The organism is Marivita sp., from assembly GCF_051251565.1.
Classification (GTDB): Bacteria; Pseudomonadota; Alphaproteobacteria; order Rhodobacterales; family Rhodobacteraceae; genus Marivita.
In genome coordinates, this window is sequence record NZ_JBPOFB010000003.1 from 414661 (window position 1) to 431184 (window position 16524).

15 protein-coding genes and 1 tRNA gene are annotated in these 16524 nt (G+C 59.0%); 8 read left to right on the forward strand and 8 right to left on the reverse strand.

All coding sequences use genetic code 11. The annotated features are described in order from the left end of the window. Window positions 1-77 precede the first annotated feature (77 nt). Window positions 78-1466 (forward strand): adenosylhomocysteinase, encoded by a 1389-nt coding sequence (ahcY, locus tag ACSHXH_RS06600; protein ID WP_435670982.1) that lies wholly within the window; start codon window positions 78-80, stop codon window positions 1464-1466. 79 nt (window positions 1467-1545) lie between these two features. On the opposite strand, the gene lysM is transcribed toward ahcY, so the two are convergent. Beyond that, entirely contained in the window at window positions 1546-1965 is a 420-nt protein-coding gene (gene lysM, locus ACSHXH_RS06605; protein ID WP_435670983.1) for a peptidoglycan-binding protein LysM, read from the reverse strand. A 182-nt stretch (window positions 1966-2147) separates the two neighbouring features. On the opposite strand from lysM, the gene ACSHXH_RS06610 reads away from it, so the two are divergent. Further along, window positions 2148-2489, forward strand: coding sequence for a DUF2853 family protein (locus tag ACSHXH_RS06610; protein ID WP_435670984.1), 342 nt, complete (start codon window positions 2148-2150; stop codon window positions 2487-2489). 75 nt (window positions 2490-2564) lie between these two features. On the opposite strand, the gene ACSHXH_RS06615 is transcribed toward ACSHXH_RS06610, so the two are convergent. From ACSHXH_RS06615 to tsaD, 6 genes are all read right to left on the reverse strand, one after another. Next, window positions 2565-3266, reverse strand: coding sequence for a Crp/Fnr family transcriptional regulator (locus ACSHXH_RS06615; RefSeq protein ID WP_435670985.1), 702 nt, complete (start codon window positions 3264-3266; stop codon window positions 2565-2567). 330 nt (window positions 3267-3596) lie between these two features. Beyond that, window positions 3597-3995 (reverse strand): DUF1761 domain-containing protein, encoded by a 399-nt coding sequence (locus tag ACSHXH_RS06620; RefSeq protein ID WP_435670986.1) that lies wholly within the window; start codon window positions 3993-3995, stop codon window positions 3597-3599. A gap of 4 nt (window positions 3996-3999) precedes the next feature. Continuing rightward, window positions 4000-4419 (reverse strand): EVE domain-containing protein, encoded by a 420-nt coding sequence (locus tag ACSHXH_RS06625; RefSeq protein WP_435670987.1) that lies wholly within the window; start codon window positions 4417-4419, stop codon window positions 4000-4002. Next, a complete protein-coding gene (locus ACSHXH_RS06630; RefSeq protein ID WP_435670988.1) occupies window positions 4416-4691 on the reverse strand; it encodes a YciI family protein in 276 nt (91 codons plus the stop codon). The genes ACSHXH_RS06625 and ACSHXH_RS06630 overlap by 4 nt, the downstream gene beginning before the upstream one ends. Next, complete coding sequence (locus ACSHXH_RS06635; protein ID WP_435670989.1) at window positions 4692-5648, reverse strand: NAD(P)H-dependent glycerol-3-phosphate dehydrogenase; 957 nt, start codon at window positions 5646-5648, stop codon at window positions 4692-4694. Beyond that, on the reverse strand, window positions 5645-6715 hold the full coding sequence (gene tsaD / locus ACSHXH_RS06640; RefSeq protein WP_435670990.1) for a tRNA (adenosine(37)-N6)-threonylcarbamoyltransferase complex transferase subunit TsaD: 1071 nt from the start codon (window positions 6713-6715) through the stop codon (window positions 5645-5647). The genes ACSHXH_RS06635 and tsaD overlap by 4 nt, the downstream gene beginning before the upstream one ends. A 46-nt stretch (window positions 6716-6761) precedes the next feature. On the opposite strand from tsaD, the gene ACSHXH_RS06645 reads away from it, so the two are divergent. The 4 genes from ACSHXH_RS06645 (at window position 6762) to ACSHXH_RS06660 (ending at window position 10666) form a co-directional block, all read left to right on the forward strand. Then, complete coding sequence (locus ACSHXH_RS06645; protein WP_435670991.1) at window positions 6762-7523, forward strand: uroporphyrinogen-III synthase; 762 nt, start codon at window positions 6762-6764, stop codon at window positions 7521-7523. Window positions 7524-7585: 62 nt separating this feature from the next. After that, a complete protein-coding gene (locus ACSHXH_RS06650) occupies window positions 7586-8977 on the forward strand; it encodes a COG4223 family protein (protein ID WP_435670992.1) in 1392 nt (463 codons plus the stop codon). An 11-nt stretch (window positions 8978-8988) separates the two neighbouring features. Then, window positions 8989-10512: a heme biosynthesis protein HemY gene (locus ACSHXH_RS06655; protein WP_435670993.1), complete on the forward strand. Its 1524-nt coding sequence runs from the start codon at window positions 8989-8991 to the stop codon at window positions 10510-10512. Between the two features lie 78 nt (window positions 10513-10590). Beyond that, window positions 10591-10666: transfer RNA gene (locus tag ACSHXH_RS06660), tRNA-Thr, on the forward strand. Window positions 10667-10741: 75 nt separating this feature from the next. Here the strand turns inward: ACSHXH_RS06660 and ACSHXH_RS06665 are convergent. After that, a complete protein-coding gene (locus ACSHXH_RS06665; RefSeq protein ID WP_435670994.1) occupies window positions 10742-12949 on the reverse strand; it encodes a hypothetical protein in 2208 nt (735 codons plus the stop codon). Between the two features lie 225 nt (window positions 12950-13174). Here ACSHXH_RS06665 and ACSHXH_RS06670 point away from each other — a divergent pair, with 225 nt between their 5' ends. Then, window positions 13175-14143: a glycosyltransferase family 2 protein gene (locus ACSHXH_RS06670; RefSeq protein WP_435670995.1), complete on the forward strand. Its 969-nt coding sequence runs from the start codon at window positions 13175-13177 to the stop codon at window positions 14141-14143. 54 nt (window positions 14144-14197) lie between these two features. Further along, window positions 14198-16441, forward strand: coding sequence for a glycosyltransferase family 2 protein (locus ACSHXH_RS06675; RefSeq protein ID WP_435670996.1), 2244 nt, complete (start codon window positions 14198-14200; stop codon window positions 16439-16441). Window positions 16442-16524 lie beyond the last annotated feature (83 nt).

The window sequence follows — 16524 nt, forward strand, 5'->3', positions numbered from 1 at the left end:
AAACCGGCGCGCATTGCCGGGACGGTGCCTGCGTGCTAACTCGCCCTCCAAACGGATTGTGAAGTGGAGCGCCGGACATGGCCAAAGATTATATCGTTAAAGACATTGCGCTGGCCGGGTTCGGCCGCAAAGAACTGGACATCGCCGAAACCGAAATGCCGGGCTTGATGGCGCTTCGTGAAGAATACGGCGCGGAAAAGCCGCTGGCAGGCGCGCGCATCGTCGGATCGTTGCACATGACGATCCAGACAGCCGTCCTGATCGAAACCCTGACAGCGCTTGGTGCCGATGTGCGCTGGGCGTCGTGCAACATCTTCTCGACCCAGGATCATGCTGCGGCGGCGATTGCCGAAGCGGGCGTTCCGGTCTTTGCGATCAAGGGTCAGACGCTGGAAGAGCATTGGGATTACCTCGACAAGTCCTTCATGTTCCCCGAAGGCGCAAACATGATCCTTGACGATGGCGGCGACGCGACACTGTATGTGTTGCTTGGCGCGCGCGCCGAAGCGGGCGAAGAGATCATTCCGGTGCCGCAATCCGAAGAGGAAGAGGTGATCAAGAAACAGATCGCCAAGCGTATGGCCGCAAGCCCCGGTTGGTTCACAAAGGTCCGCGATGCGATCAAGGGCGTGTCCGAGGAAACCACCACCGGCGTGCACCGTCTGTACGAGTTGCACAAGAATGGTCAGCTTCCATTCCCGGCGATCAACGTGAACGATTCAGTCACCAAGTCGAAATTCGACAACAAATACGGCTGTAAGGAATCGCTGGTTGACGGCATTCGTCGCGCCACTGACGTGATGATGGCGGGCAAGGTTGCCGTTGTCTGCGGTTACGGCGATGTGGGCAAAGGCTCTGCCGCGTCCCTGTCCGGTGCCGGTGCCCGCGTGAAGGTGACCGAGGCTGACCCGATCTGCGCGCTGCAAGCGGCTATGGACGGCTTTGAGGTTGTGCTGCTCGAAGACGTGGTTGGCACCGCTGACATCTTCATCACGACCACCGGCAACAAAGACGTCATCCGCATCGAGCACATGCGCGAGATGAAGGATATGGCGATCGTTGGTAATATTGGCCACTTCGACAATGAAATTCAGGTGGCCAGCCTCAAGAACCACAAATGGACCAACATCAAGGAACAGGTGGACATGATCGAGATGCCCTCGGGCAACCGCATTCTGCTTCTGTCCGAAGGCCGTCTTTTGAACCTCGGCAATGCCACCGGTCACCCGTCTTTCGTGATGTCCGCAAGTTTCACCAATCAGGTGCTGGCCCAGATTGAACTGTGGAAGAACGGCGCAAATTACGACAATCAGGTTTACATTCTGCCCAAGCATCTGGATGAAAAAGTCGCCCGCCTGCATCTGGACCGGATCGGCGTAAAGCTGACCCAGCTGTCTTCGGATCAGGCGTCTTACATCGGCGTAAAACCCGAAGGCCCGTTCAAGCCCGAGCATTATCGCTACTGAAGAGATACCTTGCGGGCGCATCACTTTGCGCCCGCAAGGTCCATTATTGCATCGACGCTGGGCCGGGGCCTATCTGAGATCAAGCTTCCTGCGGAATGCGCAGTGTCTGGCCCGGGTAAATCTTGTCCGGATGACTCAGCATCGGGCGGTTTGCCTCGAAGATCGCGTTGTATTTCGATCCGTTGCCAAGGGTCTTGGCAGCAATCGCCCAAAGCGTGTCGCCCTTTTCAACCGTGTGAAACACCGGATCGCCTGTTGTGTCGGCTTCAACTGCGGCCACGCCTTCGACGTTACCCACGGCAAGGATCACCTTTTCACGCTCTTCTTGTGTCATGTCGCCACCGGTGACGACAACCTTGTCACCGTCGACTGTGATCTCGGCACCCTTGGTGTCCAGCCCCAGATCGGCGACTTCCTTTTGCAGGATCGCTGCTGTTGGCAGGTCATCTTTGCCTGTCAGCTTGCGACCCGCGCTTTTCATGAAATTCCAAAGTCCCATAAATCCCTCCTGATGGTAGATAATGTCCCACCATTCCGTGAGTTTGCGCCGAGAACCAGTGGGAAACCGCGCCATGGGACCGCAAAACCGTATTTCCCATTGCCCCATGCAGGGGTTTTTGCCACCTTTGTGCACGTTGGGGGCCGGTCCTCCGGGTAGCCAAGAGTCACAGGGAGACAGTGATGGGTAAGAGAGACGATTTGATCGCGCAGTATGCGGATGATTTGAAAAACAAGTGCGGTATGACACCGGACATGACTTTATTGACCAAGGTCACGATTGGCTGCGGTCCTGCAATTTACAATGCGGACGCGTCCACAGTGGCGGCGACACAGGCATCCGAGCTTGAGACCGTGAAAGACAATTTCCTGATCAAGAAGCTGGGCCTCAAGGATGGTCCCGAGCTGATGGATGCGATCAATTCGGTACTGGAAACCTACGGCAAATCCGAGCGCAATAAATATCGCGCGGTGGTCTATTACATGCTGACCAAGCATTTCGGCAAAGAAGCTGTCTACGGCTGACTCTGTCCAAGATCAGACATGAAAAGCGCCCCAATCTGCGGGCGCTTTTTTTGTGCCTTCTGGCCAACATCGACACTATGCGATGGAGGGTTCGTCGTGTTTGTCCAACAGGCTGTTTGCCGCGACGAGTTTGGTGAGCATGTTGCGGTGGAAGCTGGCATAGACGGCTTGATTGACCTCTTCATTCGTTGCGACCAGAGATCTGAGGTCATCGCCTTTGATCGCCCAGTATGTGATCGGAGTTAGGGCAATAGCAGTTCCCGTTGCGGCCGCTTTGGTCAGGACGGTCATTTCACCGACGAAATCGCCCGGCAGGCACTGGCCAAGGGTGGTTTCCTTGCCGGTGATCTCAACCGTTCCATCCGCGATGTAGATTAGGTTATCGACAGGGCTGCCTGCTTGGGTGAATTTGGTACCTACATCAGCGTCGTGCCATGCGCCTTTGCGGATGATCTTGCGCTTGAGCTTGTTGCTGAGGCCGGGGAAGGCATCATGCACAAACGCGGCTTCGCGGCCGTCGAATTTCTCGAATCGGTTTTGTGCGTAGGTGACAGACAATTGCACGATGTTGACCAAAACCAGCAGGGTTTCCCAAAATACGCCAACCGGGTCTTTGAGCCAGATAAAATCATAGGCAATGGCGACAAAGGCCGACAGGATCACCAGCACCCGCAAAACCCACATCACGCGCATCACCATCGAGAGGACGAGAAGGAGATAGGACAGATGGCCGACCAACCCGCCGATTGAAAAGGCGGATTCCAGTGTAAGCTCCATTGCAGTCTCCATTGCGCCAGATATCGGGGGTGCACCTGCTGTGATTGGACCGCCCTGCGGTGCCCGGTTGGGGCGTGTTCAGAGCGTTCGTTTCATATTCGGGACTGTGACAAACCTGTCAATCACCAAGTCGGTTTGCCTGCTGGCAGGCGGCAGGTCTGTTGGGATTGAGTTAAATGCAACCTGTTTGGTGTTTGGCGACGCCGCGCGGGTGCGGTAGATACTCTGTGACGGTCAGGACGACCGAAACCATATTCAGTTGACGCGCGTGGTGACTTGGGAGCGCGGGGACGGAGGGTTTCGGCGCTTGCTGGAACCCTCCGTAACATTTCAGACCAACGTGATAACAGCACCGATCACGCCAGATCCCAAAGCCGCATATCCCCCATCAATCAGGGTAAGTTTGAACGGCCTGCCGGCAAAGCCATAGCTCAGGGCCAGCCAAGGGGCTGCGAAACACGCCCCGATGCCAAGGCCAGAGGTAAAGCCTTTGCCAAAGGTTTCGGTTCCCAACATGTCGAAGGCGTAGACCATCGTGGCCGAGACGATCATCACAGCGATGATGCTGATCACATACGGCTTGGGGCTTGCGCGGTTCGTGGGTCTGCCATTGGCGCCGACAGGCACGCCTGACGCGACCGACCAGGATTTGGCAAACACGCTGTACCATACTGCGCCAAAGGCCCATCCGGCCAGACCGGCGACCAGAACGGTAAGAAGGGTCATCATGGGTCTAGCCTTTCAGCCCGGCCAGATCACAGACGATCCGCCATTCCTCGGGTGTGACCGGCTGCACCGAGAGGCGTGAATTGGTCACAAGCACCATCTGCGACAGCCGGTCATCCGCTTTGATCTGGTCCAGCGATATGGGCGTTTTGGCCGCTTGCACCGCTTTGATGTCCACACAGTCCCAGCGCGGATCGTCGGTTTTGCTTTCGGGGTGGGCGGTGGTGATCACCTCGACAGTGCCCACCACTGACTTTTCCTTTTGCGAATGGTAGAAGAACCCAAGATCCCCCACCGACATCGCACGCATGAAATTCCGCGCCTGATAGTTGCGCACGCCGTCCCATTCTTCGCCCGTATCGCCTTTGGCGACCTGCTGGTCCCAGGACCATGTCGAGGGTTCGGATTTGAACAGCCAGTATTTCATCGCTGGATGACTCGCTTCCACGGGATCAGGTCAACGCTTTGGAACAGACCCGCCTTGGCATAAGGGTCTGCATCTGCCCAAGCCTGCGCGGCGGGCATATCGGCCACGTCCAGCACGATCAGCGATCCGATCATCTGTTCGGCATCGTCCAGCAGGGGCCCGGCCTGTTCAACAACGCCGGTCGCGTTGAGATAGGCGAGGTGCGCGTCGCGGTTGGCTTTGCGGGTTTCAAGAGCGCCGTCTTTGTCGCGGGCAATCAGGGCAATCAGCATTTATTCTTCCTTTAGGGGACGGGTCATCAGGTCTGTTATGGCATCGGCAATCGTAATCGTCCCGTCAAGCAGCTCTGTCACGGCTTTAGTGATGGGAACGTCGATGGTTTTGCGCTGAGCGATTTCAAGCATGGCGCGCGCGGTTGCGGCGCCTTCGACTGTGATGGCTGGATCGAATGGGTCATTTCGACCCAAACACAGCCCAAGTTGGTAATTGCGGGACAGGTCGGATGTGCAGGTCAGGGCCAGATCCCCCAGACCGGACAGACCCGACAGCGTGTCGGGCTGCGCCCCGAAATGTGCGCCGATCCGCTGTATCTCGGCAAAGCCGCGGGTGAGGGTTGCGGCGCGCGCGCTGTCGCCAAGGCCCGCACCGATCACCGCACCGCAGGCGATGGCCATGACGTTCTTAAGCGCGCCACCAAGTTCGGCCCCGATCGTGTCTGTTGTGCGGTACAGACGCAGTGTGGGTGTTGTCAGCCGTGCCTGCAACGCTTTGCCCGCAGCGTCATCTGCGCAGGCCAGCGTCAGCGCGGTGGGGCGGCCAATGGCGATGTCGGCGGCGAAACTTGGGCCGGTCAGGATCGCCGCAGTTGCGTCCGGGAACCGTTCGCGGATCACCCCGGTGGGGCCGAAGCCGGTGCGAAGTTCGATGCCTTTGCAGCAGGCAACCAGCGGCGTATCGGGTGTTTCGACGTGTTTCAGTGCGGCGCGCAGGTGTTGCAAGGGAATGGCGAGCAACAGCGCGTCTGCATGGTCGAGCGCGGCCTGGTCGGACGTGATGTGCAGCGCATCTGGGAACGGCGCGTTGGGTAAATAGGCTCTGTTAAGGCGCAACTTGGCCATTTCGGCGGCGTGGTCTGGTGATCGCGCGCAAAGGGTGACGGGGGTTCCGGTGCGGGACAGTGCGATGGCCAAAGCGGTGCCGAAAGCCCCGGCCCCCATCACGCCAATCATGCTTTTGCGCCCTTTTTGCCGCTGCCAATAAGGCTTGGCGCGTGGGTGTCGAGAGGCCAGCGTGGGCGCGCGGACAGGGCCAGATCATCTGCACCGTCGACGGCGAATTTCTCGGCCCCGGCATAGGCGATCATGGCGGCGTTGTCGGTGCACAGGGCCAATGGTGGCGCAATGAACGGCAGGGCGTGATCGGCGCAAAGCGTCTCTAATGCGCTGCGTAGAGCCACATTTGCAGCCACACCACCCGCGACTGCAAAGCCGCTGATGCCCGGTGACAACGCCAGCGCACGGCGGGATTTTTCGACCAGCACATCGCGCACGGCGGCTTGGAACCCGGCGCACAGGTCGTTCACGTCTGACGCGTGCAGCCCGGATTGATCCAAGACAAGCTGATCGCGCTGACGCAGCAGCGCGGTTTTGAGGCCCGAGAAGGACAGGTCACATCCGGGGCGGTCCAGCAAGGGACGCGGAAAGCGAAAGCGTTTCGCATCGCCGCACAGCGCGTGACGTTCTACCGACGGTCCGCCGGGTTGCGGCAGCCCAAGCAAGCGGGCGGTTTTGTCAAAGGCCTCGCCGGGGGCGTCGTCGATGGTGCTGCCCAGACGGGTGAACGTAGTGGGGCCATCGACGCGGAGGAACTGGCAATGTCCACCGGACACCAGAAGGATGAGATACGGATAGCCAAGCCCGTCCGTGAGGCGCGGGGTGAGCGCGTGCCCGGCAAGGTGGTTCACCCCGATCAAGGGTTTGCCGGTGGCGGCGCTGAGCCCTTTGGCCATCATCACACCAGACAGCACGCCGCCGATGAGGCCTGGCCCTGCGGTGACCGCAATGGCATCGACATCGGCAAGGGGAATCCCGGCCTCGGACAAAGCAGTTTCGATGCAAAGATCAAGCTTCTCGGCATGGGCGCGGGCGGCGATCTCCGGGACCACACCGCCATATGCGGCATGCAGTGCGGTTTGGTCTGCAACGACCGAGGACAAGATGCTGCGCCCGCGCACTATAGCGGCGGCGGTATCGTCACAGCTGCTTTCCAGCCCAAGAACAGTGATGTCGTGGTCCATCAGACTTTCCGTTGCACCCATAAGGGCAAGCAGTTACCACCCTTGGGTGCTGCTCACAACAACACGGGATGCGATGGTCTTGCGACGCCCTCTGCTGCTGCTGACACGACCAAAGCCGTCTTCGGACGCGTTTTGGGACGCCCTGCCGGAGGACGTGCGTGCCGCCGTCGATTTTTTAATCAATCCGCTGCTGTCGATCAAAGTGACCGGGCCATTGCCGTCGCTTGAGGGGACCGCCGGGTTGATATTCACCTCTGCGAACGGTTTAGATGCGTATAAGGTTTTAGGAGGGCCTTTATTGTCTGTGCCTGTCATTGCGGTGGGCGCATCAACAGGAGAGGCAGCGCGCGCCTTTGGGTTTGACACGGACGTGTCTGGCGGAACGGCGGATCAGTTGGTCAGGCATGTTCTTGACCGTGGCTATTGTGGGCCGCTGCTGCATGTGAGGGGGGAAAACGCGATCGGGGATATCGCAGAACGCTTGACGGAGGCCGGGGTCGCAACATCAGACGTGGTGGTCTACGATCAGGTGCTTGAGCCGTTTGCACGAGACACGCGGGAGGCTTTGTCGCAAGACAGACCCGTGCTTGCGCCGGTATTCTCGGCCCGGACAGCGCAGCAGCTTGGCCGCGAATCGGCAGGGCTTGGCGATATCAGGTTTGCGGCGATCAGCCGGGCGGTGGCGGGCGCGTTGCCTCTGGCGGCACAGAATGAGACACGCATTGCAAAGACGCCCGACCGGGGCGGCATGATTGAATTGATCGTTGAAATGGTCACGGACGCTACGAATCTTGAGCGGCGCACGTGACGATCGTAAGGTAGAATTGACAGCACTGTCGTGTTGAATTGACAGATTCGAGGGAATAGCCGGTGGCGAAACGCAAAATCACGGATAAAACGTCAAAGACAGAGACCGAAGATCAGGTAGATGCCAATGGTGTGACCGATCCAAAGGAGGTGGCGGGCGACGTTTTGTCTGACCTTGAAGCGGCACCTGAGGCCCCTGATGCGGGCGATAAAGTTGCTGACGACGTTCTGTCCCTTGAAGAGCCGAAATCGGATGATGTGACCCTGTCCGATGACGCGCTTGATCACGATAGCGTCGCGGCAACCGAGAAAGGCGACGATCATCTGTCCGAAGATGAGGCGGAAGCGCTGTTGATAGATGCGGAAACGGTTGAGGGGCACGCTGCTGATCCCGAGCCGATAGAGGCGCCGGCGCCTGTCCCGCTTGCCCCAGAGGTGATTCGAGAAACAACCATTGAGCGCAAGGGCGGGTTTGTTCCGATGCTTGCGGGGGGGGTTGTTGCTGCTGCGCTGGGTTATGGGGCGGCGGCATATGTGTCTCAGGATGTCTGGCCGTTTGCCGCAACGGGCAACAGCTTTGAGGATGACACCCGTGCGGCGTTGACCGAACAGGGTGGCGTGGTGTCCGATCTTGGTGCGCGTCTGGCGACGCTGGAGGCGACCGAAGCCCCGAGCGTTGATTTGACTCCGATTGAGGACCAGATTGCAGCGGTGCAGTCCACGGCGTCTGACCTTGCCACGCGGCTGGATGCCACCACGGCGCGCATCGAAGAGATGACCGCGCGGGTAGATGTGCTTGAGCGTCAGCCGCTTGAACAGGCCGTGTCGCCCGAGGCGATTGCCGCTTACGAACGTGCGCTTGCGGATTTGCAGGCGGATGTCGAGGCACAGCGCGCCGAAGTGGTCCAGATGGCCCAAGAAGCGGTTGCTGCCGAAGAAAACGCCGAAGAGCAGGCGAAATTGGCAGCATCGCGTGCGGCCTTGGCGACGATCACCGCCGCGCTTGAAAGCGGCACGGGCTATGCCGACGCGGTTGGGGTTCTGGCCGCCAACGGTGTCGAGGTGCCCGAGGTTTTGGCCGCTGCCGCCGAGGCGGGATTGCCGACGATGGCGGGCCTGATGACCAGTTTCCCGGATACTGCGCGTGCGGCGTTGTCTGCGGCCCGCAGTGTTGAGACGGAAACAGCCGAGGGCACTGGCCGGATTGCCACGTTCTTTGCCAACCAGCTTGGTGCGCGATCTGTAGCGCCGCGCGAGGGCGACAGCCCGGACGCGGTTCTGTCGCGCGCCGAAGCAGCGGTGCGGGGGGGCGATCTGGGTGCGGCGCTTGATGAATTGACCGCGTTGCCGGAGGTTGCGCTGGGCGCGGTGTCGGATTGGCAAGCGCGCGCAAAAACACGCCTTGAGGCGCAAACGGCTGCGGACGGTCTCGTTCAGCAGCTTCTTCAGGAATAAGGGGGCGTCTCATGCTTTGGTCGTTGTTCAAGATTGTTTTGTTTGTTGTCATCGTCACCGGCCTGACTTTGGGGGCTGGCTTTCTCATGGAAAGCAATGGCGGCATCCAGATCACCGCAGGGGGGACGGAGTTTACCCTTGGGCCGTTGCAATCGGTAATTGCAGCATTGGTGGCGATCCTTGTGGTTTGGATTTTCCTCAAACTGTTTGCGCTTTTGATTGCGACGCTGAAATTCATCAACGGCGATGAAACCGCGATTTCGCGCTATTTCGACCGCAACCGCGAACGCAAGGGTTTTCAGGCGTTGAGCGAAGGGTTGATGGCGCTCGCGTCTGGTGAAGGTCGTCTTGCGATGGCAAAGGCGACGAAGGCGGAAAAGTACCTGCACAAGCCGGAGCTGACCGACCTGATCACGGCCCAAGCGGCCGAGATGACAGGTGACAACAAGAAAGCCGAAGAGGTCTATAAGCGGTTGGTTCAGAACGACGCAACGCGGTTCGTCGGGGTGCGCGGATTGATGAAGCAAAAGCTGAATGCGGGCGATACCGACACGGCGTTGAAGTTGGCTGAACGGGCGTTTGCGATCAAGCCCAAGCATGAAGAGGTGCAGGACACTTTGCTGCGGCTTCAGGCGCAGAACGCGGATTGGACCGGGGCGCGCAGGACGCTGAATGCCAAGCTCAAGCATGGGGCGCTGCCGCGCGATGTGCACAAGCGCCGCGATGCTGTTCTGGCACTTTCTGAGGCTAAGGGTGTGTTGGACGACGGCAAGACAATCGAGGCGCAAGAGGCGGCGATCGCGGCGAACAAATCGTCGCCCGATCTGATCCCGGCAGCGGCGATGGCAGCGCGCAGCCATATCGCGCAGGGACGCGGCAAATACGCGATACGTATCCTGAAAAAGGCATGGCAAGCGCAACCTCACCCGGATCTGGCAGCGGCATTTGCAGAGATTGAACCGAACGAAACTGCCGCGGCGCGGCTCAAACGGTTCAAACAGTTGACAGCGTTGCGCCCGGAGCATCGGGAAACCAAGCTGCTTTTGGCCGAGCTTAACCTTGCGGCCGAGGATTTCCCTGAAGCGCGTCGCGCCATTGGCGATCTGGCCGAGACAGAACCGGACACGCGTGTTCTGGCCATCGTTGCGGCCACGGAACGGGGGCAAGGTGCGTCTGACGCCGTTGTGCGCGGCTGGCTGGCGCGGGCGCTGACCGCACCGCGTGGCCCGCAATGGGTTTGCGATAATTGCAAGACCATCCACGCGGATTGGACCCCGGTTTGTAACAACTGCCAAAGCTTTGATACGCTGAGCTGGACCACACCGCCGCAAAGCGAAACGGTGCTGCCCGCCGGTGCCGAGATGCTGCCGTTGATTGTTGGCGCGATTGAGGACAAGACCAACCCTGTGGACGATGCCGATATCATAGAGCCAGCCCCGATTGTCCCAGATGAGGTTGTCGCGGACACACCCGTCGATGAGGTGACCGAGCCCTCTGAACAAGCGGGCGAAACGCTGGAGCCGGAAAAAAAGTGAAATAGCACTTTTCTTGGACAAAAACCAATGCTAGTGCGCGCGCCAATCTCGGGCTGAGTTGTTCAGTGTCGGAGATTGGCCGCTGTAGCTCAGATGGTAGAGCACGTCATTCGTAATGATGGGGTCGGGGGTTCGAGTCCCTTCAGAGGCACCATTTTTATTTGGCCTACCGCCTTCGGCTACTTGAGGCCGGTGTGGTTCGAGGTTTGTCCTCTCACCTGCACCAACTTCATCCCAAAGCTTTCATCCCCATGCGCACAGCGCGGTTGGGGTTTTGTTTGAGGATATGTTCCCCCAGCGCGCGGGCGAGGGTGGTATGGCCCTTTTCGACAGCCCGGTTGAAGAGTTCGCGCTGATAGCGTGGAAAGCTGCGGCGGGTGCGGAGCATTTGGTAGTATTCTTCGCTGCTGAGCGTGCCGTTCAGAGCGCCAAGGATGATTGGGCTAAGGATGCCCATCTGGTTCAGCGAACTGCCAAGCCTGTGGCCCAGCAACGGCGCGCGCAGGTGTTGCACGTTTGTGCCGGTGAAACGGGCGGCGTGTTGCGCATCTAGGGGCTCATAGGGATCATAAAGGATCGACACGCGGTTGGCGGCTTTGCTGACCGTGGACGCATCGCCGTATTTGCCGGTAAAGTCCCTGTCCCAGACCACTTTGTACCGGGTTTCCCATGGAACCAGCGCTTTATCGACTGTTGATTGCGGGGAAATTGCCACCACGTCGCAGCCCGGTGCGGCAGGGGAAAAGGCGCAGGCGGCGTAGCCTCCCATGGATGCGCCATAGAACACAACGCGTTTGAACTGTTTGAAAAAGCCGCTGGATTTGAGATCGTCGAATTGATCATAGACCCATGGTTCGCGGTACCATGTCCAGCCTCCGGCCAGCACGCCCAGCATGGACCAGCCTTGGTCCTTGATGAAATTGTAGCCCCATGGGCGGCGGTCTTCGCGCTTGGTCATGGCGATATCGAGATTGTCGAAGGTCACGACCAGCGTGTCGGGATCGCGCGGCACATAAAGAAAGCTGTGCCCGTTTGTGCCGGGGCGATACCAGCCGTTTTTGCCGGCCAAGTGCACCGCGATGTCATCCCATGTGTCGTCCTGCACCGGGGTGGGTGGATTGGGTATCATGCGAATGCGGGTGACTTCTTTGCCATCGTCTTCGCGGGTGGACAGCACGGTGTTCGTGCCATGCGCCTTGAGGAAAGGAAACGCGCCAGAACCGCGCCGGACATCCATGAACACGCGCGTGTCCGAGTGCACGCAGCGCAGCAGGAAGGGTTCGAGGAACTGGGTCTTCCATTGATCGCCAAAGCCCTGAAGGTTGCAGATCACGTCTACCGGGCGGAGGTCTTTCTCGGACCGGATCACCTTGATCCGGTCTGGATCAACCTCGTTGTCGGTGAGGAAGGTGATGTAGTCGGCCAGCCACGGCATGTCGTCCTCTTTGAACTTGGCACGGCGGTTGGTGTTCACCAGATGGATGTCGCAATCGAACTTGTGATGCAGGGCCAGCACAAAGCTGCGCGCCTGACCGCTGAGATCAGCCACGCTGCTGACCTCGGACAGGTCGAGCTCGTCGACCAGCGCCCCATCAAACGTCGTGTTGCCACGCCCTTTGATGGGGGCAAGTGCGGGGATTATGCCATGCTCCTGCACCAGTTTTTCGAGATACGATCCCTTGGGCGGCAGGCCGTCATGGAGGTTGCCCAATTGGCGTTTGTTCGACGCCCAGAGATGCAGCGCGGTGGTCTGTTTGGTGATCAGCCCCTCGGCCAGTTCGGCGCGGCGCATGAACTTGAACCGTTCGCGGAAGGTGATCGGATAGAAAGCGTTGAGCGGTTGAACGTGATCTTCAAGGCCAAGGGCATGCACATAATGGGTCACCATCATCGGGCCCCAGACGCCCCACGGTTGTTCGGTGATGTGAACCGGTTTGCCCTTTTCCGCCTTCTTGCGCATCTCGTCTTGCCGTTTCTTTGGCAGGAACGGCGCAATCGAGAACCGGTCGTCGGTGAAGGCAATCATCTGTTGCAATGCGTCGCTGTCGGCAGGCAGGCCCAGAACGGCGTTGTTGACGCGGTGTTCGCCGGGAAGTTCATAGCCGAAGACATAATCGCTGTCATAGTCCATCGGGCGGTGGCAGTAGACATCGGTGTCGACCCAGATCATGCCGGGGTTCTGGTGGATCATGTGCAGGCGGAACCAGTCGGCAAACAGCGCATAGCTGTTCTTTTGCTCGTACTTGATGAAATCGTCCGTATCTATGATCTCGCGGCCATCGCGGTGGATGACGCCGTCGGGCACGTTGGGGATGTCTTCATAGCTGAACAGGGTGATTTTCTGCCCCTTGTCGACAAAGGACTTCAGGCACAGCTGTTCCAACCAACTGAGCGGTCCCCCGATCCAGAGCGTACCAACCTCGCGTGTGCGTGGCATCTGCTTTACCTCATTTGCGCGCCTCTTTTGAGTATCGGGCGTCGTCTTTATCACAATCTTAAGATCAAAGAGGCGTCTTGTGTAGTCTGCGTGAATTCTGACTCAGTTTTTGCGCGGTTCGTGCCTTTGCTGCCATGCCGCTTGCACGGACTGGGGCCAACACGCTACTTTTTGGGAAAACCAAACCAAGCGCGGTCGTCAAATGAACCGCCACATGAGGCAGAGATGAGCAGCGGAACCTATACAGTCGTCTCAACCATGAAGAATGAAGGCCCCTATATCCTTGATTGGGTGGCCCATTACAAAGCGTTGGGCTTTGACCATATCCTTGTCTGTACCAATGATTGTACGGACACGACGGTCGATATTTTGCTGCGCTTGCAAGAGATGGGGCTGGTCACCCAGCATGATACCATCGTGCGCAAAGCGGGGATTCACCGCTCGGCGTTGCGTCAGGCAAGTCGTCGCTACGACGTCGTTCTGAACGCGACATGGGTGTTTGTCTGTGACGTTGATGAATACCTCAACATTCATATCGGTGACGGGTCGGTGCAGGCTTTGGTTGACGGATCGGGCGACGGGAGTGACGTGATCTCGGTTCCGTGGCGCGTTTTTGGCCCCGATGGTGTGGCGTCATTCAAGGACAAGCCGGTCACCCAGCAATTCCGCAAAGCCGAGCAGGAGTGGGATGCGACCGAGCGTCCCGATACCGGCAAGTTCGTAAAATCGCTTTACACCAACCAGCACAAGTTTCAGCGCATGGGCCTGCACGCGCCGGTGTCCTTGGATGAGCATGTGCCCGATACCCGCCGCGTTCTTCCCGGTGGGGCGGACTATATCGTCAATGGTCAGCGCACGGCCAATCCGCCGCTGTTCACCCATGCGCAGGTCAACCATTATGCCCTGCGGTCGATGGACAGTTTTCTGGTCAAGCGCGCACGCGGTCGGGCCAACCATTCGCATCATGTGCTTGGCCAGGAATACTGGGATCGCTTCAACCTGAACGACGAGGGTGATACCTCGATTGATCGCTACAAGGCCAAAGCGGGTGCGCTGGCGAAAGAGCTGAAATCCGATCCCGTTCTCAAGGACCTGCATGCACGCGCCGTTGACTGGCACAAGCGCAAGGCGGCGTCGCTTCGGATGGACCCGGATATGGATGAGCTGGTCAATGGGTTGAAGGCTGCGCTGTGAGTAAAGGCGGGGCGACGTTGGCGCGCTCCTACGCAAGAGTTCAAAGGTGACGTGGTGACGAAAGACGTGATCGAACGGCAGATGAACGGCGCTGTGTGCGGCGCAGTTACAGTGCTGGACGCAGTGGATCATGTCCTCAACGGTCAGCGGCATGTGACGGTGTTTTTCGCAGCGGGAAGCGACCTGAGCAGCCTGCGTGTTCTGGATGGGGCAGAACCGGTTCATCAGCAAAGTGTCGGTGGTGCCGCCTGTCTCAGCTATGCGGTTCCGTCTGATGCCGTATTCACGATGCAGGTCGGGGCACAGGCTCTTGACCTGTCCCTCGTTCAGGCTGAACCGGGTTTGTTCGAGGGAAAGAACTGTCTGGCCGCGGTGCGCAACGGTGAAAGCGCGCAGATCGTGGCGCAGTGGCTGGATCACCACGTGAGAACCCAGAACGTGCAAGGTGCCGTGATCGTGGATCGCGCGCGTCCGGGTGCGGATGATGGGTTTGTCCGTGACCTGCAAGCGTTGATCGGCGGGTTGGAGTGCACGTTGCTGGTTCTGCAAAGTGACCAGCCGCTTGGCCGATATGACGCCCCGGCCGAGGCGCATCCGTTCTGTGTGCCTGAAGCGCCCGGCAAGGACCGGATGAAGATTCCGGCCCCTGCGCCCTGGACGTCTCCCCTGGGGGCAATGTCACTTTATGAAATCCTGCGGTTGCGGTTCCTGTCGCAGGCACGCGCGGTGGCAAACCTAGAGGTGCATGACCTGATCCCGCCTGATGCGCCCAACGTCTTTGACCGCGCGGTCGAGGCGGATGGCGGGGTGATCGCGCTTTTCGGGCGGCATTGTTATCCTTGGCGCGTGCGCAAGGATCAGCCTACCCTGTTCGCGGATCATATCTGCGTTCAGTTCGACGCCAAAAGCGGTCGCCAGCGCTGGTGCATTGCGCCGTCCAAAGCGCCGGAAAATGTGGTGTGGCGGATGATCCGAATCGGCAACGCGGCACCGGTTCGGGCGGATACCCAGCTTTTCTATCGCCATATGGCGCTGCGTCATCCGACGCGGTCGATTTCCAAGATCGTGCCCAAGACATCGCTGATCGAACATCCCCCGTTGATCGAAATCTCCGAGAGATATTGGGATCATAAACCGGTGCGTATGCCCGAGATGGAGCCTGAAACTGCGTCCAAGGGCAAGGGGCGCAGGGCGATTGTCACAACGATGAAGAACGAGGGGCCGTTTATCCTTGAGTGGCTCGCGTATCACCGGGCCATCGGGTTTGACGACATTATTGTCTATACCAATGATTGCACCGACGGCACGGACACAATGCTTCAGATGCTGGAACGCAAAGGCATTGTGCAGCACCGCGAAAACCCGTTTCGGGAAAGTGGGTTAAAGCCCCAACACGCGGCTCTTCAGGCGTCCGAGGATGAACCGATCATAAAGAACGCCAAATGGGTCACCTGTATTGACGTTGATGAATTTGTAAACATCAAGGTGGGTGATGGCACGCTGGATGCATTGTTCGCGGCGGTGCCTGACGCCAACATGATCGCAATGACGTGGCGGTTGTTTGGCAATGGCGATGTTCATGAATTTTTCGACCGGCCCATCACCGAACAATTCCTGCTCTGCGCACCTGAATTTGCCCGCAAGCCGCATCAGGCGTGGGGGTTCAAGACGCTGTTCAAGAACATCGGTCTGTTCAAGAAACTGGGTGTGCACCGGCCCAAGGGGCTGAATCCACAGCTTTGGGAAGAGATCAACTGGGTGAACGGGTCGGGTCAGCCGCTTCCGCGCGAGATGTTCCGCAATGGGTGGCGGTCGACGACAGAGACCTATGGCTATGATCTGGTGCAGTTGAACCATTACGCGGTGCGCTCTGCCGAAAGCTTTCTGGTCAAGCGGGATCGCGGTCGGGTGAACCATGTGGATCGGGATCAGGGACTGGCCTACTGGTTTCGGATGAACAACAATTATCAGGAAGAGCTGTCTATCCAGTCACGCCTTCCGATGATGCAAGCCGAGCTGGCGCGGCTCATGGCCGATCCCGAGATCAAAGCGGCGCATGACAGCGCGGTGCGTGCGCACCGTGACAAGATCGATGCGCTGCGGGCGACCGAGACTTATGCGAATTTTTATGCCGATCTGACTGGAGTGCGCTTGGAAAAGCTGTCGCGCCTGCATGGTCATTTTGGATCGAACGTCTTTTTGTCAGGCCCAGAAGTGGTCCCGGACGAGGTCTTGTCCAAGGATCCCGAGGATGACTGGTTCTTTACCGTGGAACTGGCAGGGGAAACGGCGCACTGACCCCTTAACGAACGAAGGCCGCCCGAATTGGGCGGCCTGTTCATGAACCGCGACGCGCCTTAGGTGGTGGGGCGTCGCGGGGG